Origin of the sequence: Haloarchaeobius amylolyticus, from assembly GCF_042678045.1 — an archaeon.
Lineage (GTDB): Archaea > Halobacteriota > Halobacteria > Halobacteriales > Natrialbaceae > Natrinema > Natrinema amylolyticus_A.
In genome coordinates, this window is sequence record NZ_JBHUDI010000004.1 from 278,610 (window position 1) to 302,635 (window position 24,026).

The 24,026-nt window shown below is 63.9% G+C and carries 19 protein-coding genes; 8 read left to right on the forward strand and 11 right to left on the reverse strand.

Annotation, left to right across the window (positions count from 1 at the left end; all coding sequences use genetic code 11):
- Positions 1 to 34: 34 nt before the first annotated feature.
- From carB to ACFR99_RS07655, 5 genes are all read right to left on the reverse strand, one after another.
- Positions 35 to 3,211 carry a carbamoyl-phosphate synthase large subunit gene (carB, locus tag ACFR99_RS07635; RefSeq protein WP_390285967.1) on the reverse strand — a complete coding sequence of 1,059 codons (3,177 nt, stop codon included), beginning with the start codon at positions 3,209 to 3,211 and terminating at the stop codon, positions 35 to 37.
- Positions 3,212 to 3,463: 252 nt separating this feature from the next.
- A complete protein-coding gene (locus ACFR99_RS07640; protein ID WP_390285969.1) occupies positions 3,464 to 4,000 on the reverse strand; it encodes a DUF5815 family protein in 537 nt (178 codons plus the stop codon).
- 92 nt (positions 4,001 to 4,092) lie between these two features.
- Entirely contained in the window at positions 4,093 to 4,503 is a 411-nt protein-coding gene (locus ACFR99_RS07645; RefSeq protein WP_390285971.1) for a DUF7124 domain-containing protein, read from the reverse strand.
- 135 nt (positions 4,504 to 4,638) lie between these two features.
- A complete protein-coding gene (locus ACFR99_RS07650) occupies positions 4,639 to 4,887 on the reverse strand; it encodes a DUF7979 domain-containing protein (protein WP_390285973.1) in 249 nt (82 codons plus the stop codon).
- A gap of 195 nt (positions 4,888 to 5,082) precedes the next feature.
- A complete protein-coding gene (locus ACFR99_RS07655; RefSeq protein ID WP_390285975.1) occupies positions 5,083 to 6,321 on the reverse strand; it encodes an NAD(P)/FAD-dependent oxidoreductase in 1,239 nt (412 codons plus the stop codon).
- A 275-nt stretch (positions 6,322 to 6,596) separates the two neighbouring features.
- On the opposite strand from ACFR99_RS07655, the gene ACFR99_RS07660 reads away from it, so the two are divergent.
- Positions 6,597 to 7,181 (forward strand): DUF6149 family protein, encoded by a 585-nt coding sequence (locus ACFR99_RS07660; protein WP_390285977.1) that lies wholly within the window; start codon positions 6,597 to 6,599, stop codon positions 7,179 to 7,181.
- Between the two features lie 92 nt (positions 7,182 to 7,273).
- On the forward strand, positions 7,274 to 8,551 hold the full coding sequence (locus ACFR99_RS07665) for an MFS transporter (RefSeq protein ID WP_390285979.1): 1,278 nt from the start codon (positions 7,274 to 7,276) through the stop codon (positions 8,549 to 8,551).
- Between the two features lie 47 nt (positions 8,552 to 8,598).
- On the opposite strand, the gene ACFR99_RS07670 is transcribed toward ACFR99_RS07665, so the two are convergent.
- Entirely contained in the window at positions 8,599 to 9,921 is a 1,323-nt protein-coding gene (locus ACFR99_RS07670) for an ABC transporter substrate-binding protein (protein ID WP_390285981.1), read from the reverse strand.
- Between the two features lie 329 nt (positions 9,922 to 10,250).
- Here ACFR99_RS07670 and ACFR99_RS07675 point away from each other — a divergent pair, with 329 nt between their 5' ends.
- The 4 genes from ACFR99_RS07675 to ACFR99_RS07690 all read left to right on the forward strand — a co-directional run bounded on the left by ACFR99_RS07675 (position 10,251) and on the right by ACFR99_RS07690 (position 16,480).
- Positions 10,251 to 13,388 (forward strand): methyl-accepting chemotaxis protein, encoded by a 3,138-nt coding sequence (locus tag ACFR99_RS07675; protein ID WP_390285983.1) that lies wholly within the window; start codon positions 10,251 to 10,253, stop codon positions 13,386 to 13,388.
- A 227-nt stretch (positions 13,389 to 13,615) separates the two neighbouring features.
- A complete protein-coding gene (locus tag ACFR99_RS07680) occupies positions 13,616 to 14,494 on the forward strand; it encodes a homoserine kinase (protein WP_390285986.1) in 879 nt (292 codons plus the stop codon).
- 4 nt (positions 14,495 to 14,498) lie between these two features.
- The gene (locus ACFR99_RS07685; protein ID WP_390285988.1) at positions 14,499 to 14,834 is read left to right on the forward strand and encodes a hypothetical protein; all 336 of its coding nucleotides are present in this window, start codon (positions 14,499 to 14,501) and stop codon (positions 14,832 to 14,834) included.
- Between the two features lie 119 nt (positions 14,835 to 14,953).
- A complete protein-coding gene (locus ACFR99_RS07690) occupies positions 14,954 to 16,480 on the forward strand; it encodes a DUF7289 family protein (RefSeq protein ID WP_390285990.1) in 1,527 nt (508 codons plus the stop codon).
- A gap of 87 nt (positions 16,481 to 16,567) precedes the next feature.
- On the opposite strand, the gene ACFR99_RS07695 is transcribed toward ACFR99_RS07690, so the two are convergent.
- From ACFR99_RS07695 to ACFR99_RS07705, 3 genes are all read right to left on the reverse strand, one after another.
- Positions 16,568 to 17,344 (reverse strand): hypothetical protein, encoded by a 777-nt coding sequence (locus tag ACFR99_RS07695; RefSeq protein WP_390285992.1) that lies wholly within the window; start codon positions 17,342 to 17,344, stop codon positions 16,568 to 16,570.
- A 97-nt stretch (positions 17,345 to 17,441) separates the two neighbouring features.
- Entirely contained in the window at positions 17,442 to 18,350 is a 909-nt protein-coding gene (pdxS, locus tag ACFR99_RS07700; protein WP_390285994.1) for a pyridoxal 5'-phosphate synthase lyase subunit PdxS, read from the reverse strand.
- Positions 18,351 to 18,474: 124 nt separating this feature from the next.
- Entirely contained in the window at positions 18,475 to 19,233 is a 759-nt protein-coding gene (locus ACFR99_RS07705) for an acetoacetate decarboxylase family protein (RefSeq protein ID WP_390285996.1), read from the reverse strand.
- Between the two features lie 100 nt (positions 19,234 to 19,333).
- Between ACFR99_RS07705 and ACFR99_RS07710 the strand changes: the two genes are divergently transcribed.
- On the forward strand, positions 19,334 to 20,047 hold the full coding sequence (locus ACFR99_RS07710; protein ID WP_390285998.1) for a DUF1405 domain-containing protein: 714 nt from the start codon (positions 19,334 to 19,336) through the stop codon (positions 20,045 to 20,047).
- A gap of 8 nt (positions 20,048 to 20,055) precedes the next feature.
- On the opposite strand, the gene ACFR99_RS07715 is transcribed toward ACFR99_RS07710, so the two are convergent.
- Together ACFR99_RS07715 and ACFR99_RS07720 are read right to left on the reverse strand one after the other, a co-directional pair.
- Positions 20,056 to 20,421 carry a DUF7344 domain-containing protein gene (locus tag ACFR99_RS07715; RefSeq protein WP_390286001.1) on the reverse strand — a complete coding sequence of 122 codons (366 nt, stop codon included), beginning with the start codon at positions 20,419 to 20,421 and terminating at the stop codon, positions 20,056 to 20,058.
- Positions 20,422 to 20,634: 213 nt separating this feature from the next.
- Positions 20,635 to 23,289, reverse strand: coding sequence for a valine--tRNA ligase (locus tag ACFR99_RS07720; RefSeq protein ID WP_390286395.1), 2,655 nt, complete (start codon positions 23,287 to 23,289; stop codon positions 20,635 to 20,637).
- Between the two features lie 462 nt (positions 23,290 to 23,751).
- Here ACFR99_RS07720 and ACFR99_RS07725 point away from each other — a divergent pair, with 462 nt between their 5' ends.
- On the forward strand, positions 23,752 to 23,997 hold the full coding sequence (locus ACFR99_RS07725) for a hypothetical protein (protein ID WP_390286003.1): 246 nt from the start codon (positions 23,752 to 23,754) through the stop codon (positions 23,995 to 23,997).
- The last annotated feature ends 29 nt before the right edge of the window (positions 23,998 to 24,026 follow it).

Sequence of the window (24,026 nt, forward strand, 5' to 3'; positions counted from 1 at the left end):
GCAGAGAGAACTGGGACTCGAGCGACCGACGCGCTTACTCCGCGTCGCCCCACTTGGCGACGTTCTTCGGACGGTCGGTCACGGCAGCGACCTCGAGGTCACCGTCGAAGCTCTCGAGGGCTTCGACGTAGGCCTCGGCGCTGGCCACCGTCGACAGGTAGGGAATCTCCTCTTCGACGGCCATCTCCAGCGAGTCGCGGTCGCGGCTGACGATGAAGTCGACCTCGTTCTCGCGGATCGCCTGTGGCACGTCGTCGAATTCCTCGACGTCGAAGAACTGGTCGAAGCCGTCGACGTCGAGGTCGACCACGGCGGTGCCCTCGCTGACGGCGTTGTCGGCGGCCTGCTGGGCCTTCCAGAAGGCCGTGCCGAAGTCACTCGCCGTGCCCATGACTTCGCCGGTGGACTTCATCTCCGGGCCGAGACGTGGGTCCGAACCTGGCAGGCGGTCAAAGGGCAGGACGACCTCCTTGATCGAGGTGTGTTCGGGGATCTGCTCGTCCGTCTCGAGCGTCTCTAAGGTTTCGCCGGCCATGACCTTCGCGGCGAGTTTGGCGATCGGGACGCCGGTCGCCTTCGAGACGAAGGGGACGGTACGCGAGGAACGCGGGTTCGCCTCTAAGACGTACACTTCGCCGTCACGGACGGCCAGCTGGACGTTCAGCAGGCCCTTCGTTTTGAGGGCTTCGGCGATGTCCTCGGTGACCTCGCGGACGCGTTCCAGGGTGTCCTCGTCGAGCGAGCGCGGCGGGATCATACACGCGGAGTCGCCGGAGTGGACGCCGGCGGTCTCGACGTGTTCCATGATGCCGCCGATGATGACGTTGCGGCCGTCCGAGACCGCGTCCACGTCGAGTTCGACCGCGTCCTCGAGGAAGTCGTCGACGAGGATCGGTTTCTCGGGGCTGACGCGGACAGCTTCCTCGATGTATGTCTCGAGTTCCTCGTCGTTGTAGACGACGTCCATCGCGCGCCCACCCAGCACGTAGGAGGGGCGCACGAGAACGGGGTAGCCGATGTCGTGGGCCAGCTCGAGGGCCTCCTCCTTCGAGAAGGCGGTGCCACCGTCGGGCTGAGAGATACCCATCTCCTCCATCAGGAGGTTGAAGCGGTCGCGGTCCTCGGCTAAGTCCATCGCTTCGACCGAGGTCCCCATGACCTCACAGTCGAGGTCGCGGCGCTTCAGTTCGTCCTCGAGCGGTTCGCCGATGTTGACCGACGTCTGCCCGCCGAACTGGACCATCACGCCGTCAGCGCCCGTGGCTTCGGCCACGTCGGCGACCTCCTCTGCGGTAATGGGCTCGAAGAACAGCCCGTCGGAGGTGTCGTAGTCCGTCGAGACGGTCTCGGGGTTGTTGTTGACGACGTAGGCGTCGATGCCGAGTTCGCGCAGCGCACGGACCGCGTGGACCGAACAGTAGTCGAACTCGACACCCTGGCCGATACGGATCGGGCCGCCGCCGACGACGATCACGCTCTCGATGTCGCGGTCGACCTCGAGCTCGCCCGAGGCGGCGTCGCCGACGAGCGGGCCCTTCTCGAACTCGTTTTTGCGCGAGGAGTAGTAGTATGGCGTCTCAGCCTTGAACTCGCCCGCGCAGGTGTCGACCTGCTTGTAGGTGCGGCCAGGGACTTCCGTCTCGACGGTTTCGACGTCCGAGCCGGCTGCCGCGGCGATGGTGGCGTTGGTGTGGCCGGTGATCGCCGCTTCGGTGAAGTCACCCTCCTGTGCGGCGACCGTCGAGTCGGCGATGTTCTTGTAGCGTTCGGTGTACCACTCGAAGATGCCCGTCAGGTCGACGATTTCCTCGACCGTGTAACCGCGGTCGAAGGCCTCGAACATCGCGTACGGGCGGTCCGGCGACGGGCGCTCGAGATAGTGGTCCTCGAGTTCCTCGTCGCTTACGTCGTCCCAGTCGACGTCGGGTTCGTACTCTGAGGAGCGAAGGGCCTTGAGGAGGCTCTCCTCGAAGGTGCGGCCGATGGCCATCGCCTCGCCAGTCGACTTCATTGCCGTCGTCAGCTCGAAGTCGACGTCGTCGAACTTGTCTTTGGGCCAGCGGGGCACCTTGGTGACAACGTAGTCGATCGCGGGTTCGAACGCCGCGGTCGTCTCGCCGGTGATTTCGTTCTCGATCTCGTGGAGGCGCTTGCCGAGTGCGACCTTCGCGGTCACGCGGGCGATCGGGTAGCCCGTCGCCTTCGAGGCCAGCGCGGAGGAACGCGAGACGCGCGGGTTGACCTCGACGACGCGATACTCGCCGCCGGGCGTGCCGTCGTCGTGCCAGGCGAACTGGATGTTACAGCCACCCTGAATGCCGAGTTCGCGGATAACGTCGAGCGCGGCGGTACGCATCTCCTGGTGACCCTCGTCGGGGACGATCTGGGATGGCGTGACGACCGTCGACTCGCCGGTGTGGATGCCCATCGGGTCGATGTTCTCCATGTTACAGATGATGATACAGGAGTCGTCGGCGTCGCGCATGACCTCGTACTCGTACTCGACCCAGCCGGCGATCGACTCGGTGATGAGCACCTCGCTGTTGCGCGAGAGGCGCAGGCCCTTACGGACGCGCTCTAAGAGTTCGTCGAACTCGTGGACGACTCCCGATCCGGAGCCACCCAGCGTGTACGTGGTGCGGGCGATGACCGGCAGGCCGCCGACCTCGTCGACGGCGTCCTGGACGCGTTCCTCGAGGTCCTCCTCGGTCAGTTCCGAGACCTTCTCGCCTTCGTCGAGGGAGATGGTGGTCGACTTGGGAACCGGCTGGCCGATCTTCTCCATGCGCTGGCGGAAGAGGTCACGGTCTTCCGTCGCGTAGATCGTATCCAGCGGCGTCCCCATGATATCGACGTCGTATTCTTCCAAGACGCCTTCCTCTGCGAGTTCGGCGGTGACGTTCAGCCCGGTCTGGCCGCCGAGGCCGGCGATGACGCCGTCGGGGTTTTCCTTGCGGATAATCTCCGAGATGGCGTCGGTCGTGATCGGCTCGATGTAGACCCGGTCGGCCATCTCTGGATCCGTCATGATCGTCGCAGGGTTCGAATTGACGAGCACGACGCGGGCACCCTCCTCCTGGAGCGCCCGGCAAGCCTGTGCACCGGAGTAGTCGAACTCGGCTGCCTGCCCGATCTGAATCGGACCGCTCCCGATCAACAGGATCGTGCGTCCATCTCCCGTCTCGCCGTCTACGGCGGTGTCCGTACTCATTTGTCTTGTCGAAGTGGAGTTCGTACATCGTAATAAGCCCCACGATACAGTACGAATCTCGAAACGGCCTTTCGAAATTCGAACTCGAGAGGACTTCAGTCCCGAAACGCACCGAGTGTCCGACCAGCGGCCGGTTCTGTCGATCGGGTGTGATCCTCACTCACGCTGCTGGGCAACGATCGAGGCTCGTCACGGAGGAACATCGGCAACACGAAACCTGGTCTCGATCGTCGCGTCTCGGCTCCGAGCCGATCAGATCGGTCGGTCGTACTCGCTCTCGAACTCGCGCTCTCGCCGGTACTGATCGACGAACTCGCCGACGTCGAACTCGAGCATCTGAGATTCGAACTCGGTGACCGCGGCGTCGTCGTCGGCGTGGCTGATCGCATGTTCCATGAGCTCGACGACGAGTTCGACGACGATCTCGTGGAGTCGCCGAGCGTCGAAGTCGGTGACCCACAACAGAGTGTAGCCGACGGCCCCGTCGTCGCTCGCATCGTGGATGGCGACGTCTTCGGGGAACTCCTCTAAAACGACGCCCATCAGATGGGGCGTGCCGAACTCCTCGAACTCGTCGTCGGTGTCGATCGTCTCCTGGAGGATGGCCACGAGCGACTCCGGGAAAAATCGTGACGGCGGGTGAACGTCGGTCACGACGGCGTGGACGTCACCGCAGGAACAGCGGTACTCGCGCATGCCCAGATCGATCTCGTGGGGGTCGACGGTCTCCCCGCAGGGCAACTCGAGGTCGTCGCTGCCGTCGGAACCTGGACCGCGGGGTGGTGTCATTGCCAGTTTTTCGGATGGACAGGGGATAAGGGCGACGACATCGGCAGATCGATTGATGGACTCCGATCGCAGTCAGGGGTATCCAGTCTGTCTCAGGGCCAGTCGTCGCGGACCTGTTCTGCCTCGTCGTCGTCCTCGTCGGCGTGGGTCGCCAGGATCCAGTCGGCCGCCTCGGCGGCATCCTCGACGGCGAGATACTCCCAGTCGACCGCATCGGCGAGTTCCTCGTCTTCCTCGCTGGCACCGATGTAGACGTAGCGGTCCGTGTCGAACTGGTCTTTGACGCCCTCGAGGCTCTCCTCTTTCCCGCGGGGGCCGGAGAAGAAGTCCTGTCGGACACGGTTCTTCCGCGTGAAGTTCGTCACGACGTAGGTCGGCTTCTCCGAGACGACACCGATGTACTCGGTCCAGCCTCTGGCGTCTTCGAACACGCGTTCGGGCGAGGCGAGTGCTTTCAGCGCCTCGAGTTCGAACGCCAGCGTCATGTCGCTATCGCCGTTCATATGCCATCGAACGCGCGCACGTGGGAAAACGACTTCGATACCGCACCCACGCTGCACACGACGTGATACGGACTCCTATCAGTGGGCCCACGACCGCCTTGCGGGCGCACCGATCGCTCGTGATAGCAATCCGTATCAGACCCGTTCGACACGGAAGTAGTCCGTGAAGACGATTACCTCGCCAGGCTCGAGCCCAGTCCCCGCAGCCGGAACGGGTCGATCAGCGGAAATAGCCTCGTACACGGCCTCCAACGCGTCCGAATCGAGCTGGTCGACGTGACGAACGGTCGCATCCGGCGTGACCGATTCGACACGCTCGAGGCGGAGGTCACCGTGGTCGAGTTGTACTGATCGACGGCTGGGTTCGCTGGCTGCCATGTTCATTGTTACCGAATGTATTTAGTTGACTTAATAGTTCCGGCTCGGTGACCACTGACCAGTGTCGATGGCAAGCGTGCAAGCTGGCCGGCTGGCGGCAACGCTTGCGGTTGCGCGGACGTGCTCGGAGCTATAGCGACGAAGCGAAGTGGCTCAGCGGTGGGAACAAAAAACGGATCGCGTCGACAGAACGATGCCGGATTACTGTTCCTGTGGCGCTGCGAGCTCGTCCAGATCGACGGACTGCTCGAGCAGTACCTCGGCTTGGTCGGCGACAGTGCGCTGTTCGCGCATCAGCTGCTTGAGCTGGCTCTGGGGCGAGAGATCGCCGATGAGGACGCCGCCGACGACCTTCCCGTCCTTGAAGGCGATGCGTCGCCACTCGGTGTCGCTGTACTTGCGTTCTGCGTACTCGTCGCCGAGCGTCGGGTGACCAAAGGAGAGGAACGGGAAGTCGAAGTGCGTAATGGAGTAGGAGGATACCCACTCGAATTCTTCGGCTTCCTCGTCGGCAGCCATGTTGACCGCGGCGACCCGGCCCTGCTCTTTGGCCGAGCCCCACGAGCCGTTCTGGGCCTGCTCGCCGAGCAACACGTCGTAGAAGCGGGTGATGTCACCGGCCGCGTAGATGTCGTCGACGCTGGTCTGCATATACTCGTCGACGATAATGCCGTTGTCCTCCTCGAGACCGACCCCATCGAGGTACTCGGTGTTGAAGTTCAGGCCGATCGCGGCGCCGACGAAGTCACACTCGTAGCGGTCGCCGTTGGGATCGACGGCGGCGGTGACGTGCCCGTCGTCGTCGGTCTCGAAGTGATCGACTCCGCTGTCGAAGACGGGTTCGACACCGACCTCGCGCATGCCTTCGTGCATGATCTCGGCACCCTCTCCTGACAGCGCGTAGCGCCACCAGCGGTCGCCACGCATGAGGTAGTCGGCCTCGATTCCCTGTGCCCCACAGACGGCCGCGAAGTCGATGCCGAGAAGCCCGGCACCGACGATGACACCCGTGTCGGCTTGTTCAGCGTGCTCGCGGATCGCACGTGCGTCCTGGAACGTCCAGAAGTGATGGATTCCGTCGGCGTCGCTGTTCTCGACAGGGAGCTGTGTCGGCGTCCCGCCGGTCGCGACGAGCAGCTTGTCGTAGGGAATCTCCTCGCCCTCGTGGGTGTTGATGACCTTCGCGTCGGCGTCGACGCTCGTTACGAAGGTGTTCAACGAGAGATCGATGTCACGTTCGTCGTACCACTCCTCGTCGTGAATCGAGATAGGTGCTTCGGGGAGTTTTCCTTTCGCGTGTTCTTTGATCAGAATGCGGTTATACAGTGGCTCCCCCTCATCGGTGATGACGGTAATCTTCGCGTCCGGGTCTTCCTCCCGGAGGGTCTCGGCGGCCGAACTACCCGAGATCCCGTCACCGATGATGACGTACTGAGTCATATCCAGACCGTTCGTAACCCGGGTTAAAGTGGATTGCTATCTCGTCTATTTTGCCGCACTCGCATTGAAGACACAACGATAGTAAACATAATCACGTAATAGTTGACAGTATGTATCTATCATCAACTTTCAGGCAGCATTCCTCGAGAAAGCACGGGTTCGTGTCGGCTACTCTCTACTGGTATCAGTCGCACCGATCGTCTCCCGCCGCAGGACTGCACCCCCTAACAATGTTGTCCGAACTGTTCTTTAGGAGGTGTGCGTAAAGCGCGGACATGAAGCTCCGCCAGAACGCGAAACACTTCGCTTACCAGAAAGCCCTCGAGACGCCGGGTGTCCGCTCGGTCGCCAACGCGGGGCTGGTCAAACTCCACACCAAGATCTTCACCGGGAAAGCCGATCCCGCCCACGCCGAGGACCGCCGGGACCACCTCGATGGCTTCTTCGATGCGACGATGGACACTTACCTGCGCGCGCTGCAGGACGGCTACTCCGAAGCCGAGGCCCGCGAGATCACTCATATCCAGGCCAACTTCGATTTCTATAATCACGGCTGGACCGAGATGATGGAGTTCCCTGCCGACGAACTCGAGGCCCACTACGACCGCTACCGCGAGTTCTTCGAGCGATGGGATATCACGATCGCCGACCCGCTCGGCCAGTTCGCCCCACCCGAGGGCGTACCCGAGGCACCCTCAACGCCAGAGCGACTCGAGGACCCCGAGCATCCCCACGCGGAGGGTGGATTCGCCGACGACGTCTACGTCGAGACCGAAGACGGCGACCTCGTCGTCGGCGGTCAGGACGAACCCGAGGACGTCGATGTCTCGGGGGTCGTCGAGAAGCACGAAGACAGCTGAATCCAACTCGATAGTTTCTGTCGCCCATCGTCCGGGCCACGCCGGTTCCCAAGCCGCTAAGTGCGCAGAGACGCGATGTCGAGCAACGATTCATGGCCCTGAACGCGAACGATCGTTCGATCGCGGGCTTTACCATGGCGGGCCACGCGCTGGTCCACTGGTTCGAGACCTCGATTCCGATCTTCCTGGTCGTCTGGCTGGCCGAGTTCGACGTCGGCGTCGCGCTGTTCGGGATCGTCGTCGCGCTCGGCTACGCGCCGTTCGGACTGGGGGCACTCCCCGGCGGCATTCTCGCCGACCGCTACGGCACCAAGCGGCTCGTCTTGCTGTGTATCGCCGGGATGTCACTGTCGTTTCTCGTCCTCGCCGTCGCGAGTTCTATCTACGCCATCGCGGTCGGACTGATCCTGTGGGGGGTCGCCGCCAGCGTCTATCACCCTGCCGGCCTCGCGCTCATCAGTACCGGCGTCGAGGATCGCGGCACTGTTTTTGCCTGGCACGGGATCGCCGGCAACGCCGGCATCGCGCTCGGTCCGTTCGTCGCCGCCACGCTGTTGATCTTCCTCGAGTGGTCCGTCGTTGCCGCTGTCCTCACCGTGCCGGGTCTGCTCGCAGTCCTTTACGGCCTCAGTGCGGAGTTCGATCCGACTGCGGCCGTCTCGAACGATGCCGACGCAGGCCCCGACGAGGCACTGTCGCTGTCGGAGGTCGCCGGGAACACGCGAGCGCTGTTCGCGAGTGCCTTCGCCGTCGTCTTCGTCCTCGTCACCTTCGAGGGGCTCTACTATCGAGGGACACTGACCTACCTCCCCGAGATCCTCCACGGCCTGTCGGCGATGGACGGGCTCGCGCTGCCGGCAGGTCTCGAGGGAATCGAACCCGCCGACTACATCTACGTCGGCCTGCTGGTCGTCGGCATGGCGGGCCAGTACGCCGGTGGCAAACTGACCGGCCGGGTGACGCCGGCGCGCGGACTCGCAGGCATTTTCGTCGTCCTCGCAGTCCTCGGACTCGCGTTCGTGCCGGTGACCGCGACGGGCGTCGGGCTCGTCCCGATCGTCGTCCTCTGTGCCGTGCTGGGCTTTTTCCTGTTTGCGATCCAGCCGTTCTATCAGAACGCCGTCGCACTCTATACGCCGCCGGACGCCCGCGGGCTCTCGTATGGCTACACCTATCTCGCCGAGTTCGGCTTCGGCTCGGTGAGTATCGCACTCGGTGGCTTCGTCCTCGGCCGGTTCTCGCAGACGGTGTTTTTCGCGATGATCGCTGCGTTCGCGGGGATCGGTGGCCTGCTTGCGGGCGCGTTGCTGGTCGGTGGTGATCGGTTCGTGGCTGCAGACGGGGCGCTCGAGGCGAACGCGGACGACTGAGAGCGTCTGTCGTTACATCGACGCGACCGGAAAAAGTGAGTGGGCGCTCAGATCCAGTCCGGCTCGACGTAGTCGCTTTCGGCCTGCTCGTCGGGCCAGATGACGTTCTGGACGCCGTCGCCGTTCTCGTCTTCGACCCACTGGAAGTACACCGGGTTGACGTTGTCCTCGCCGTAGACCACGTCGTGGGCGAACTCGTGATCCGCCCCGTAGAACTCGATCGTGCCGGTGGTGCCGGTCACCGAAATGTCCTCGAGCGTGCTGACGAGTTCGTCGGAATCGAGCGTGCCGGCCGCTTCTGCCGCCTGTGCGAACACGTGAACCGCGTCGTAGCTGCTGTAACCGGTGTAGACGGGGCTGTTCCCGTCGTAGCGATCCTGGTACTCTTGGATGAACGGCTGGGTCTTCTCGGTGTGATCGCTGGTTGGCGTCACGTTGGTGTAGCCGACGGCGTACTCGCAGTCGCCGCCGACCTGGTCGTAGTACAACGGCGATTGCATCGGCATGTGGACGCCGCCGAAGGCAAACGGCTGCTGGGTGCGGTTCCAGTCGACCAGCGACGTGGCACCGGTGTGAGCGACCGCCTCGAGGACCGCGTCGGCATCCGTCGTCGCGATTTCGTCGTAAATATCGGTGAAGTCGTCCGTCGCGGGTGGATACTGTTCCCAGAACGTCACGTCGCCCGAGAGCTCGTCCTCGTAGACGTCCCACAGCGATTCGGTCCAGATGTAGTCCTCGACGAGGACGGCAAAGGACTCCCAGCCCAGCTCGCCGCCCATCGCGTCGAGGAAGTCGAGCTGGTGGGCCGCGAGGTCGTGGCCGTTGAGCGGGCCGACCCGGAAGTGATACTTGTATTCGTCGTACTGTTCGCCGATCAACTCGCTGGGCGTCATCGTCACCGCGCCGGCGGTCAGGTGGATCGTCTCCTGTTCGGCGACGTCATCGAGGATTCCCTCGAGAACCTCACTCGTGGCGACGCCGACGGTGACGTCGGCACCCTCCTCGAGGACGAGCCGCTGGTACTCGCGGCTGCCCTCGCGTGCGCTCCGGTTCGAGTCGCCGACGGCCAGTTCGACCTCGCGACCGAGGATACCGCCGTCGTCGTTGAGTTCGTCGACGGCGATCTGTGCCCCCCGGACGTTCGATTGGCCGGTCGTGTCGCTGTCCGGTCCCGGTGCGAGCACGCCCACCGTAATCGGCTCGGTGTCGTCGTCCCCAATGATCGCGCCGTAGGTATCGAGACAACCCGCAAGCGAGAGGCCGACAGCCCCACCCGCCGTCGTCTTGAGCACCTGCCGGCGCTCGAGCCCGCGTCGTCGCCCGGCACCGCCGTCCCCCGTGGTTTCGTGTTCGCGACTAGAGTCGTCCATATTGAACGGTCATTTCGACCTCCATTTCTTAATGCTTGCGGAGAATATCATACAAATATAACATAGTGCATTGACATATAACGAGGGAGAGATGAGACGGACGTGAGCGATCGGCCCGAGGATGAGGCGACCTGTAGATGCCAGCTATTTTGAACGTTTGGCCGAGAACGGCGCCCGATAGTACCAGATACGTTATCACAGCATAGTTTTCTGGAAATTGAAGTACTGAACTGAGCTACGTATCGTCGTTCGTCTCCCGCGTCCGATTATCACCTCCGATAACAGCGGATTATAATTTATGTACCGACGAAAGAACGCGTCTCTTATCTATGGATTTCGCTCGACGGCTGGTGCCGGCGGCCATCCGACGCAGGTACGCGGTCAAGTTCGGGATCGCGTTACTGCTGCTCGGATTGTCCGTCGGATTGATCGGCTACGTCGCCACTGCAGGGATCACCACTCAGATGGAAGACCGGGTCGAAACCGACCACGCGTCCGCTGCTGGGCAGGAAGCACAGAGCCTGCAGATGTGGAACACGCAGAACGAACACACGGTCGAGACGATCGCCAGATCGGACGTCGTCGCCAGTGACGATCCGGCGGCGATCGAACAGCAGTTCCTCGACTGGGAGGAACATCTCGACACCGACACGTTCGACATCTCGTACGTCGATCTGAACTCCGGAACGGTCACGGCAAGCACCAACGAGGCGTTCCGCGGTGGGTCGACGACTGACCTCGAGAACGTCCCCGAGAGCGCCTACGCCGACGCCACCCAGACCGTTCCCTGGGTGTCGGATGCTTACCTCGCCGAGAACGAACTCGGCCAAGAGCGGGCCGTCCTCACCTACGTCCAGCGCTCGGCTGCAAACGAGGACCGGGCGATCGTCTACACTGTCGACCTCGAGGCGTACGCGAACAACCTCGAGAGCGACGACGGGACGACGACGATGATCCTCGACGGCGACGACGAGGTGATGCTCGACGACGTGGGCTACGGCGAGAACCACGAAACGCTCGGACAGACATACAGCGGCGACAGCGCGCTCCTGACCACCGCACGAACTGACGGAGCGACGACCCAGCGGATCGACAGTTCGTCGCTGACGTTCGAAACCGACGCCTACGATTTCGCGGACGACGAGTACGTCACCAGTTCGGCCCGCGTGTTCGGGACTGACTGGGTCGTCGTAACGCACGAACCCGCAGATCAGGCGTTCGGGTTCGTCACCACGATCAACGACTACGGGATCTACGCGACGATCCTCGGCGTCCTCATGATCGGCATGGTCGGTGCCGTCCTCGGCCGGAACACGGCCGTCTCGATCGACCGACTCACCAACAAGGCCGGCCAGATGGAAGAGGGCAACCTCGACGTCGATCTCGAAACCAAACGGATCGACAACATCGGCCGCCTCTACGACGGCTTCGACTCGATGCGCGACGCGCTGCGCGAACAGATCATGGAAGCCGAAACCGCACGCGAGGAGGCCGAACGCGAGCGCAAACGCGTCGAGGAGATCAACGGCCACCTCGAGGACAAAGCCGCCGAGTACTGTGCGGTCATGGGCAAGGCCGCCGACGGCGACCTCACCGCCCGCGCGACGGTCGCAAGCGACAACGAGCAGATGCAACAGATCGGGGAGGACTTCAACGAAATGCTCGACGAAATCGAGCAGACCATCGCCGAGCTCAACCGGTTCGCGACCGACGTCGCAACCGCCTCCGAGCAGGTGACCGCCTCGAGCGAGGAGGTCCGCTCTGCATCCCAGCAGGTGACCGGTTCGGTCCAGGAGATTTCGGACGGTGCGGACCGCCAGAACGAGTCGCTGCAGTCGGTCAACCAGGAAATGAGCGGCCTCTCGACGACGACCGAGGAGATCGCCGCCTCGTCGAACGAGGTGGCCGACATCGCCGAACGGACGGTCAACACCGGGCAGGAAGGGAAAGAAGCCGCCCAGACGGCGATCACTGCCATGGACGAGATCGAAGCCGAGGCCGGCGACGCCGTCGAGGAGATGCGCCGCCTCGAGGAAGAGGTCCAGCAGATCGACGAGCTGATCAACACGATTTCGGAGATCGCCCGCCAGACGAATATGCTGGCGCTGAACGCAAACATCGAGGCCTCTCGCTCCGCGAGCGGTAGCGACGACGAAGGGTTCTCCGTCGTCGCCAAGGAGGTCAAGGCCCTCTCCGAGGACGTCGCGCAAGCGGCCGACGAGGCAGAGGACCGCCTCGAAGCGATCCGAGAACGCACAGAGGAGTCCGCCGCCGAGGTCGAGGGCACGAGCGCGGACATCGAAGACGCGACCGAACAGGTCCAGGAAGCTGTCGAAGCGCTCGAGGAGATCGCCGATCTCGCCCAGGAGACCAACATCGGTGTCCAAGAGATCTCCGCAGCCACCGAGGAGCAGGCAGCCTCGACTCAGGAGGTCGTCGCGATGGTCGACAACGCGGCGACGATCTCCGAGGAGACCACCGCGGAAGCCGAGAACGTCGCCGCCGCGGCTGAACAGCAGACCACTGCACTCACTGAAGTCACGGAGTCCGCCTCGAGTCTCTCCGAGCAGGCCGCACAGCTCTCCGAGGCGCTCGACCGGTTCGACACCGATGTCGACAGCGACGAGGTCGACCTCGAGTCGACGTTCGACGTCGACGCGGAACTATCGGCGACCGACACGTCGTTCGACATCGACGAGGCTGGGCCGGACGACCAGACCGGCGGCATCACGCTCGATACAGATCTCGAATCCACCGACCGCGAGTCGGACGGGCTCGCGTTCGACGACGCGGACGACCCACTCGAGACGACTGCAGAGCCGACCGACGACACGACTGAGCCCGATCAGTCGGCCGTGGAGGCACTCGAGAACGGCCCAGTCGACGAGGGACTCGAGACCGCCACATCCGAGGACGAACACGATACGGCATCCGCAGGCAGCGACGCCGACGAGATCGGTGCCGAAGAGATCCTCGGAATCGAATCGCGTGAGGACGCCGATACCGACGACAGTGACGTCGAGTCAACGGGCGCGGCAGATGCCGTCGGTGACGACGCATCGGATCCGCTCGCGGACGACGCTGATCCGCTGGCTGAAATCGACGATACCAGCGATGAGACGGACGCCGAGTTCGAATCGGCGGCATCGAGTATCGAGACCGCTACTGGCGAGGACACTGCACAGCCGCTTGGGCCAGTCGACGAGTCGGATGCTGACGAGACGGCTGCACAGCCGCTTGGGCCAGTCGACGACGACCTTGACGAGTCGGATACTGACGAGACGACCGCACAGCCGCTTGGGCCAGCGGATGATGAGCGCGGCAATGAGGACGCTGACGACGACGGCCTCGACACTGATGAAGCGACGGCCGGCAACGACGAGGACGGGACGACTGAGAGCGACGACGAGGACGATACGACCGAGAGCGACGACGTGTTCACGTTCGGGACGACCGACGACGAGTAACCAGTTCGTTCTCCGTCGCTGATATTACCGCCACCACGTTTCTCACACCGATCGTACTCGAGGTGCTCTCGCTATTCGCGAGGGGCATCGCACTGCGATTGGGTGGACTGTTTTCCGGGAGGAAGAACTGTCGTCGCCACGCGACCCGGTCTCCGGTGCTGTCGAACTGACACCGTGCGTCGTCTTCGTTCGCTACCTTTTTGACTGCCGTCTTGAAAGGAATCGGCATGCTCACCGTGCGGGCACCGGCGACGAGTGCGAACCTCGGGAGTGGCTTCGACGTCTTCGGCGTCGCTCTCGGGACGCCCGCCGACGTGATTCGGGTCGAGCGCGCCCCGGAAACGACGATTACGGTTACGGGTGCCGGCAGCGAGTACATCCCGGAAGATCCCGCCAAGAACACTGTCGGTGCGGTCGCCGAGGCCCTGGATGCCCCGGCGCGCATTCAGATCGACAAAGGCGTCCGTCCCTCCTCGGGGCTTGGCTCGTCGGCCGCGAGCGCGGCTGCCGCCGCCGTCGCGCTCAATGCCCTCTACGACCGCGGCCGCTCACGGGAGGAGCTCGTCCCCGTCGCTGCCGAAGGCGAAGCGCTCGTCTCCGGCGAGGCACACGCCGACAACGTCGCTCCAGCACTCCTCGGCGGGTTCACCGTCGTCACCGACGACGGCGTGACGCAGGTCGACGCCTCCGTTCCCGTCGTCGCTTGCCTTCCCGAAATCTCCGTGTCGACGCGCGACGCGCGCGGGGTCGTCCCCGACTCGGCCCCGCTCGAGGACGTCGTCGACACCGTTGGTAACGCCGCCACGCTCACCGTTGGAATGACGCGCGACGACCCCGACCTCGTCGGCCGGGGGATGGAAGACACCATCGTCACGCCAGCACGCACCAAACTCATCGACGGCTATGATCGGGTTCGCGAGGCCGCCCTCGAGGCCGGCGCGACCGGCGTGACCGTCAGCGGTGCCGGGCCGGGCGTGCTGGCGGTCTGTCACCGCCAGGATCAGCGCGCGATCGCCGCAGCGATGGTCGACGCCTTCGACGCGGCCGGCGTCGAGAGTCGGGCCTATCAGACCGCCGTCGGCGAGGGTGCAACGCTGTATCGCTGAGTCGATGGGACTGATAACCGACGGCGTCCTCGCAGTGATCGCGCTGGCAGCGTTCGTCGGCGGCCTCCTCGTCGCGGGGGCGCCACTGTCGGTTCCCTCGGTTGCGGTCGGTGGTCTCGGAACGCTCTGCTTCGAGGTGATCGCGTACAGTCACAGCGAACTCGTCCGAGAGTACTGGGAGCGCCCGGCCGTCCAGCTCGCAACGCTCGCGGGTGCGTTCGTGATTGTCGGCGTCGGCATCGTCATCGCACCGTCGCGGCTGCTCTCGGTGGGGATCGGTGCGCTGGTGACGTACTTGCTGATTCTCTCGATCGTTCTCGTGGCGGCTGCTCGGTCCTGACCGGTCCGCGCCGAGAGCGCGAACAGCCCGGTAACAAGTACCTACTGTCCGTTAGGCCAGCTGTTACGGCGAGTATCACGATTGATAACTATCCGTGACAGTCAGGAATCGGTGCCCGTATGCGGCGGGTGTTCGACACGCGACGGGCCGGGGGAGAGTCGGGGGACGAGCCAGTAGACCGGATTTCGGATGGATCGGGGACGGACCGTTATCGGGGACAGGCGCACGTACTCGGACTCGTCCTGCTGATCGGTGCTGTTGCCGTCGCGAGTATCGGAATCGTCGTGTTGGGCTCGAGCAGTCTCGAGACACAGCAGACGACTATCGAAGCCGAATACGCTGAGCAATCGCTGCTCGAGTTCGCACATACTGCCGAGACGACAGTCGTCACCGATCGCGGTCCGTCGGACGTGTCGCTCGGCCCGTTCGACCGCGGTCACGTCACCATGCGGGACGACGCCGGTCGTGTGACCATTACCCGCGTCAACGGCTCGGGAAGCGACGAGGTGCTGTACAATGAACCGCTCGGGACGCTGGCGTACGTTAATGACGACACCGAAATCGCCTATCAGGGCGGTGGTGTCTGGCGAACCGACGGGGCTGGTGCAGCGATGGTTTCCGCACCAGGGATCGAGTACCGTGACGGAACGCTCACGTTCCCGCTCGTTCAGCTCGGCGGCGACCGGGTTGGCGGGAACGCCATCGATGGAACCGTCCGACAGGCAGCCACCCCGACGCAGATCGCTCTCGACGATCGATCGGGCCACGATCGGGGAAGCGTCACGACTCGGATCGATGTCGAGAGCGAGTACTGCGACGCGTGGGAACGGGAACTCGAGGACTCGCTCGAGGGGAGCGTGATCGAAGGGTGTGAAGAGGGCGAGCCCCAACGCGTTCGGATCCAGCTACTCACTTCGGAGAACGGCAGAAGCCTCGGCGGTGCCGTTATCGGCGAAACAGTCACGGCCAACCCCAACGGAGGCTCGGGGAAACACCTTATCGACGGGGACGTAAGAGCCGGCACCATTACCATCGACGAGTCGATGGTCAACGGCACGCTCTCTCACGAAAACTACGACTACCCGTCGGCCGACGAAGAGATCGATCGCGCGCTCGAGGCGTGCGACGAGTACGGGGAGTTAAACGGGACTGTCACCCAGCCCGGAGTCCACTGCGTCAACGAAATCGACAGCAACCACCACTTCGATACGTCAAACGGCGACATAGACGTCGTAGTCCGGGAGTCGTTCGACCTGCCACACGGAAATGGCAACCTCAGTGTCACGGGGAGTAACGATCTCACGATCTACGCCGACACAGGCTTCGAAGTTCGGGGAAACGCTGCGATCGGGAACGAATCCAATGCCTCACAGACGCGACTCGTATTCTCCTCGAAATCCACCGTGCAGACGGCAAGCGGAACGCCGGAGATTAACGCGCTCCTCTACGCACCGGAGTCGACCGTGACGCTCAATGGAACCCCGACGGTCGTCGGAACCGTCGTCGGCGACGAGGTAAGCCTCGGAAGCGCCGCCGTTGAGATTCGGGACGACGGTAGTCTCACGACCCTCGAGTACATCCCCGGCGCTGGACCACGCGTTCCGTACGCTACGGTCACCGCATACGAAGCCAAACTCGACGATTGACACGCGGTCACTGGCTCTACTTTCGTCTCCGGACCCGGGTTACACGGCCTATTTTGGCACATCTTCTTTGACGGATACTCACCAGTGCTACGGCCTCTCTGCGACGGTCCGCCAGCGCCGGCCGTAGATCCGCGGGAGGGCATCGACCTTCGCGTGTCGGACGTTCGTTGGGACGGTCGAAACTCTCGTCGAGACGCTGGCCGGGAGCGGGCCGTACGGAACTGACGACACAGCGGTCGGGTTTTTCGAGACCGGCTTCCGGCCGGCGTAGCCGGGGCCGCGCTGTGTCGACTCGTACAGGTTCTCGAATTTCGAATGACCGTCGATGACGCCGTTCCGGGCCCCTTTTGCGGCTTTTTTCGCTTCTTGCTGAAGCGCCGCGTTCGTCGCATCCGCTTTCACGTCGTCGACGAACTTCCTGACTTCGGCTGCCGCCTCGGAATCGCCGGTCGAATCGAACGCGTCGGGACCGACGACGTCCTCGAGTTCCGTCTTGAGCTGTCGCAACTCCTGCAGGAAATCGGAGATATCGACAGTGTTCCAGAGTTCTCGCAGTTCGATGAGGTCTCGGATCGTACTGAGATCCAGTGCCACGTCCAGATCCTTCTCGCGGATCGCGTCCGGGAGTCCGTCTTGCTTGATGAGATTCGGCAGCGCCGACGCGTCGACGGCGTCCGGCAGTCTCTCGAAATCTATCGTTTCGAGAAGATCGTCGACTTCCTCGACGACGTCTAGAAGTTCTTCGACCGCCGCCCGCGTCCCGGCCGATCCGTTGGGTGCGGTTTCCCGGAGCAATTGCTCGGTTCCCGCTGTAATTCGATCGACGAGTTGCTCGACGCTGGTCGGAGATGTTGCCTGACTCATGCCGTCAGTAGGTTGGAGACGGGGAAAACGGGCGTGCTTGCCGATCAGTCGTCGTTCCAGCGAACCGGCAGACGAGAACGGGTTCGTCGTCAGTCAGCTAAACGCCGCGACCCTGCAGCTTCTCCTCTTCGGGGAGGTCGACGTTCGCGTCGCCTTTCATGCTCTTGCCGAGGTTCTTCGAGATTTCCGCGAGCGCCTCGGGGTCGTCCCAGTTGTTCGTCGCTTCGACGATCGCTTCGGCCATCTCCGGCGGGTTCTCCGCGCCGAAGATCCCGCTGCCCACGAAGATGCCGTCGCACTCGTGGTGCATCATGAGCGCGGCGTCGGCCGGCGTCGCGATGCCACCCGCCGCGAAGTTCACGACCGGGAGCCGGCCCATCTCTGCTGTCTCGTGGACGAGGTCTGCAGGTGCCTCGATCTCGCGGGCGAAGGCCTCGCGCTCCTCGTGGCTCATTCCCTCGAGCTTCCGGATCGCACCCTTGATGGTGCGCTGGTGGTGGACGGCCTGATTGACGTCGCCGGTGCCAGCCTCGCCTTTGGTGCGGATCATCGCCGCGCCCTCGTCGATCCGGCGCAGGGCTTCACCGAGATTGCGCGCGCCACAGACGAACGGCGCGGTGAAGTCGCGCTTATCGATGTGGTAGGCGTCGTCCGCGGGCGTGAGGACTTCACTTTCGTCGATCATGTCCACGCCGACGGCCTCTAAGATCTGGGCTTCCTTCGTGTGGCCGATCCGGGATTTCCCCATGACGGGGATCGACACGGAATTGACGATCTCCTCGACGTCTGCGGGGTCTGCCATCCGGGCGACGCCGCCGCGCTTGCGGATGTCCGCGGGGACGGCTTCCAGCGCCATCACGGCGACCGCGCCGGCCTCTTCTGCGATACGGGCCTGTTCGGGGTCGACGACGTCCATGATGACGCCGCCTTTCTGCATCCGGGCAAAGCCGCGCTTGACGAGATCGGTTCCGCGTCGCAGTTCCTCGAGATCGGTGTTCTCGGTCATACTGCGCGGTTAGGAGCCACTACACTTACGCGTGTTCTTTGGAGCGGACCTGGCCGCAATTGCTGAAATCGCCCTCGAAATGCCCAGAGTCGACAGTTTCGCGATACGGATTCACCGAGTCGTATCACTCGATCATCCACTCGCCGGCGAACAGACGCGCCCGCACCTGCGAGCCATACACCCGGGCCAGCGGCCGTTGCCACAGGCCCAGTTCGCGTGCCAGTGCCGGCGCGACCTCGAGGCGCGTGCCGATAGACGGGCCGAGCCCGATTGCGACCTCCCCGTCGATTTTAGCCGTCGTCCGCAGGAGTCCGTCGTCTTTCGTCGTGTAACTCGCCATGGTCCAGTCGCGCGCTCGAGGGCTGAGCCGGGGCCGGGTGACCTCGAGCCGGACGGCCTCGCCACCATACCGTCCACCGGCGACGACGGTACGGATCCCGTTCGGCCCGTCGGTCACTGTGACGTCGGCTCGTTCCTTCGGATAGCCCCAGATCTCGCGGCCGAGTGTGACCGCGGGCTCGGTCGTCACCGGGAGCCAATGGACGTAGCCGCCGAACGTGCCATCCGCGAGCTGTGCGACGGGAACGTTCGTTCGACTATCATGGACTGTCGGGACGATGACTGCGAACTCGTCATAGGGCTCGAGCCCCGTCGCGTCACCCTGTTCGCCGCCAACGCGGTGGTACTGAATCCCGACGAGCGCGACACACCCGACGCCAGGTGCGATCGCGAGCGACGAGAGTCCGTCCGGCAGGATCGCCTCGAGTCGACTCCGTCGAGCAGGAACGGTGACGCCACCCATCGCGAACGAGAGCTCGAGCGGGAGTTCGATCTCGTGGCCGGTCGACAGCCGGATACGAGCCCGCTGGTCGGTCGCTGTCATGACCGACGGTACGAGGTGGGCGATCGTAGTGGTAGGGGATCACGGCTGCGGGCAGCGATAACCGCTACTGTTTTGCAGGTTCCGGCCGTCGCGCCGGACGATGACTGCCTCGACCTCGAGTGGCCAGCTGTCCGACCGCGAGCGCGCCGACGGCGAGTCGCTGCCAGCGTATCTCACGCCATTGCCAACGACGCTCGAGGACCTGGGCCTGCGGTTTGCGTGGCTCGTAGTGGCGATCAACCTCGCAGGGACGGCGTTTGGCTTCTGGTACTATTCGGGGCAGTTCGCCGAGACGACGGCCGTGCTCTGGCCCTGGGTTCCGGACAGCCCGCTCGCAACGCTGTTTGTGGCGCTGGCACTCGCCTGCTGGAAGCTGGGCCGCGAGCAGCCGTGGCTCACCGCCCTGGCGTTTTTCGGCAACATCGTGCTCGGCCTGTGGACACCCTACACGTTGCTCGCGTTCGCCGATTCCTACACGTATCTCTCGCCGCTGATGTACAACTTCCTCTTCTGGAGCCACCTCGCGATGGTCGTCCAGGCGCTGGTCCTCTACCGGATCTCGGAGTTCCCGGTGTGGGCTGTCGCTGTCGCCGCCGTCTGGTACTGGAGCAACCTGCTCGTCGACTACTTCGTTCCGATCGTCGGCGAGCCCCACCACACGATCATCCCGGTCGCGCGTGATGCGGCCATGTTCCTCGAGGCCGACGCGCTGGGCGTCATCGCTGCGGGTGAAGTGACGTTCGTTCTGCTGGCGCTGTTTCTCGCGCTCGCGATCCGCGTGAAAAAGTGCGAGGCAGTCCTGGATCGGTCCTAACCCTGCCGTCACCGCGCCAGCGACAGGTCGTCGTCGGCCGCAAGCTCGAGGTACGGATCGAGCGAGAGGGCCCTGGCCCGCCGTTCGACCGTTCCGGTCTCGGCGTCGTATCGCAGGACTCCCGCATCGAGGAGTTTCCGGAGGTGATTGTGGTGGAACTCGACGGTGAGCCGGTCGATCCGTTCGGGCGTCGGCTCGCCGTCACGGTGGGCGAGCCAGTCGACCAGGTCCGCGAGGCTGACCGCCCCCACTTTCCGGGAGAGGTAAGACAACGCGTACCGGCGGTGGTCCTCACACAACAGTTCGAAGATGGCAGCCGGAGTGAGACTGTCGTCGGCGTCCGTACGGTTTGCGTTCGCTGTATCTGTCTTCATGGTGCTCTGTACTCGGCTTACGCGGCGCGACCGACCCGTCGGCTCGTCTCGACTTCAGCAGAGCACAATCCGGAATTTCTCGAGGCAGTTATAGCCTTTCTGCTCGGTGGACCGGATCCGAGCGGCATCGGTCAGTAGCAAACGACCGTTCAGAAGAAGCGCTCTTCGAGTGGAGAGTGAGATTCGTCCGTCGCTACTGACGGACGAGCGCCCCTACTCGAGGATGACGACCGCCGACTCGGTCTCGATCATCTCGCCCTCGCCGGAGTAGGTCCGCTCGAGTTCGACCTCGAAGAGGTCGTCCTCGAGTTCCTCGCCGGCGACGCGCAACACGCCTTCGTCGTCGTCGAGCTCGTAGTCGCCGCTCTCGATGCCGGCATCGATCTCGCCGACCTTCGAGCCGAACTTCGGTCCAAGCGTCGAGTAATCGAGATCGATTTTGGCGACTTCGGTCGTGATCTCCGGTTGCTCTTCGAGCACGGTGAGCTCCTGGACGTGCATCACGTTCTGGATGGCGTCCTCGAAGCCGTCGACCGGCCCGTAGACCGACACCGACTCGAGATCGGCGTTCAGCGGCAACTGGTTCTCGCTCTTGTAGCGGCGCAGCGCGGAGATGACCTCCATGGCGGTCTCACCGGCCTCGAGGTCGGCCTCGTGGCCTTGCGGTTCGGGCCAGTCGCGGACGTGGATGCTGCTCGTCTCGAGGGCCGCGTCGTCGGCCACGTAGATCGCCTGCCAGATCTCCTCGGTCACGTGGGGCAGGAACGGCGCCCACAGCTCGAGGAACGTCCGGTGTGCGGTCCGCAGCGCGTACTGCGTCGAGGGGTTGTCCTCGCGGGTCTTGGCGATCTCGAGGTAGTCGTCACAGAAGGTGTTCCAGAAGAAGGTACGGAGGCGATCGCGGGCCTTCGCGAACTCGTAGGCCTCGAGGTGGGCCGTCAGATCCTCGACGGCGTCGTCGAGTTCCGCGAGCAGCCAGCGGTCGATGGCCTCGAGGTCGACGGGTTCGTCAGGGTCAGCGGGCGCGAGCGTGTCGACGAGTTTCGAGGCGTTCCAGAGCTTGCGTAGGAGCTTTTCACCTGCGGTCAGGTCTTTCTCCTGATACGGGAAGTCGTCGCCGACGGCGGCGCTTGCGGCCCAGAACCGGACGGCGTCGACGGGGTACTCCGCGAGCACCTCGTCGGGCTCGACGACGTTGCCCCGCGATTTGGACATCTTCTCGCGGTTTTCGTCCAAGACGTGGCCGTTGATCATCGTCGCGTCGAAGGGCACCTCCCCGGTGTGCTCGTAACACTTGACGATGGTGTGGAACAGCCAGAACGAGATGATGTCGTGGCCCTGCGGGCGCAGGTCGAACGGGTAGAGTTCCGGGTTGTCCATCGTGAACTCCTCCGTGTCGTCGTCCCAGTCCCAGCCCGCGTTGATCAGCGGGGTCAGCGAGGAGGTCGCCCACGTGTCGAACACGTCCTCTTCGGGGTCGAACTCGTCGCCCCCACACTCCGGACACGCGTCGACCGGCGGCTCGTCCGAGAGCGGATCGACCGGCAGGTCTTCGCGCTCGGCCATGATCGGGTGGTCGCAGTCTTCACAGTACCAGACCGGGAACGGGATGCCCGAGTCGCGCTGGCGGGAGATCAGCCAGTCCCACTCGAGGCCCTCGATCCAGTGCTGGTAGCGGGTAAACATCTTCTCGGGGTACCAGTCCATCTCCCGGCCGGCCTCGAGGTACTCGTCTTTGTGGTCCAGAATCTCGACGTACCACTGTTTGGAGACGCGGAACTCGACGGGGGTGTCACAGCGTTCGTGGACCTGCACGGCGTGGGTGATCGAACGGCGGTCACGGAGGTATCCCTCGTCGTCTAAGTCCTCGACGATGGCCTCGCGGGCCTCCTCGGTGGACATGCCTTCGTAGTCGCCGGCGAGGTCGGTCATCGTCGCGGACTCGTCAATGGCCACGCGCAGCGGCAGGTCGTGAGCCTGGTACCACTCGATGTCGTTCTGGTCGCCGAAGGTACAGCACATCACGACGCCGCTGCCTTTCTCCATGTCGACGCGTTCGTCCGCGATGATCGGCACCTCGTGGCCGAAGATCGGAATGCGCGCCGTCTCGCCGACGAGATCCTGGTTCTCATCGTCGTCGGGATGGACGAACACCGAGACACACGCCGGCAGGAGTTCCGGGCGGGTCGTCGAGATGACGAACTCCTCTCGCGGGGCGTCTTCGCCGACGAGTTCGAACGCGATGTCGTTGAAGTGCGACCCCTTCTCTAGATCCTCCATCTCGACTTGCGAGATGGCGGTCTCGCACTCGGGACACCAGATCGCGGGTGCTTTCTTGCGGTACTCGCGTCCCTTCTCGTAGAGGTCGAGGAAGGAAAGCTGCGAGATACGCTGAACGCGCGGTTCGATCGTCTTGTAGGTGTTGTTCCAGTCGATCGAGGTCCCGAGCGCCTGCATCTTCTCGGTGAACTCGGCCTCGTAGTCCTGACAGACCTCTCGACAGAGGTTCTGGAACTCGCGGCGCTCGTAGTCCTGATGGCGGATGTCCAGTTCCTTCTCGGTCAGCCGTTCGCTCGCGATCCCGTTGTCGTCGTAGCCAAAGGGAAAGAGCACGTCGCCGTCGAACATCCGCTGGAACCGGGCGGCGAAGTCCTGCAGGGTCGAGCCGTAGAGGTGGCCCATGTGCAGGCTGCCCGAGACCGTCGGCGGCGGCGTGTCGATCGCATACACCGTGTTCGGGTCCTGCTTTTCGTCACCCTCGTAGGCGTAGACGTCCGCGTCGATCCAGCGCTGCTGCCAGCGCGATTCGACCGTTTCGGGGTCGTAGCCACCCTCGAGGCTCGGCTCGTCCTGTTCGGCCGTGTCCATGCTCATGCTCTCACCGCCCGCCGTGGGCGTCGTCGGTGCGTCGTCGGGAACTGTGGTTGGCGCTCGTCCATATGAGTCGTTGCTCGGTGAATGCTGGTCGGCGACAATACATCCGTCGAAACGGGGTAGTGAATGCGGGGCTACGGGGCCCCTACGAAAACGGTGCCACGCGGGCCGTCGAACGGTCGGACGGTCACCGCGACGCACTGCATCATACGTGTCTCTTGCCCCGTGAACGGTGTTAGGTGTTTCGTCGCCCGGCGTCCGACCGTGTCCGGGTTCGTCCGTACCGACGATCGTGAGGCAATCGAGCGTGATCACACCGTTGTCGTCGTCCGTGCCGACCTCAACCCCGCGGACTGGGAGGCTGCTGGCCGCGAGAGCAGAGCGCAAAAGTATCCTGCGGGCTCTAGCAACTCGCATGAGTTCCGATGGCGACCGCCTCGTGGGGGCCGATCGACTGTGAGCGTTCTGCCACGACTGCGGGCGCGCGTCCGCGATCGATTCGATGAGTGGCGCTGGTGGTACGCGCTGCGCGTCGGCGGTGCCCCGGAATGCGCCGTCTGTGGGAACGAAGCGGCGTGGATCGCCGAAACGGAGAACGAACCGCGCTGCTTTCAGCACATCCCGGCCGAAGGAGAGGCGGCGATCCGCGACGTGCAGCCCGAAGACTGTTTTACCGACTGGGACGAGGCCTCCAGCGAATAGCGCAGCCGGCCCACGACACGACGCCGGTA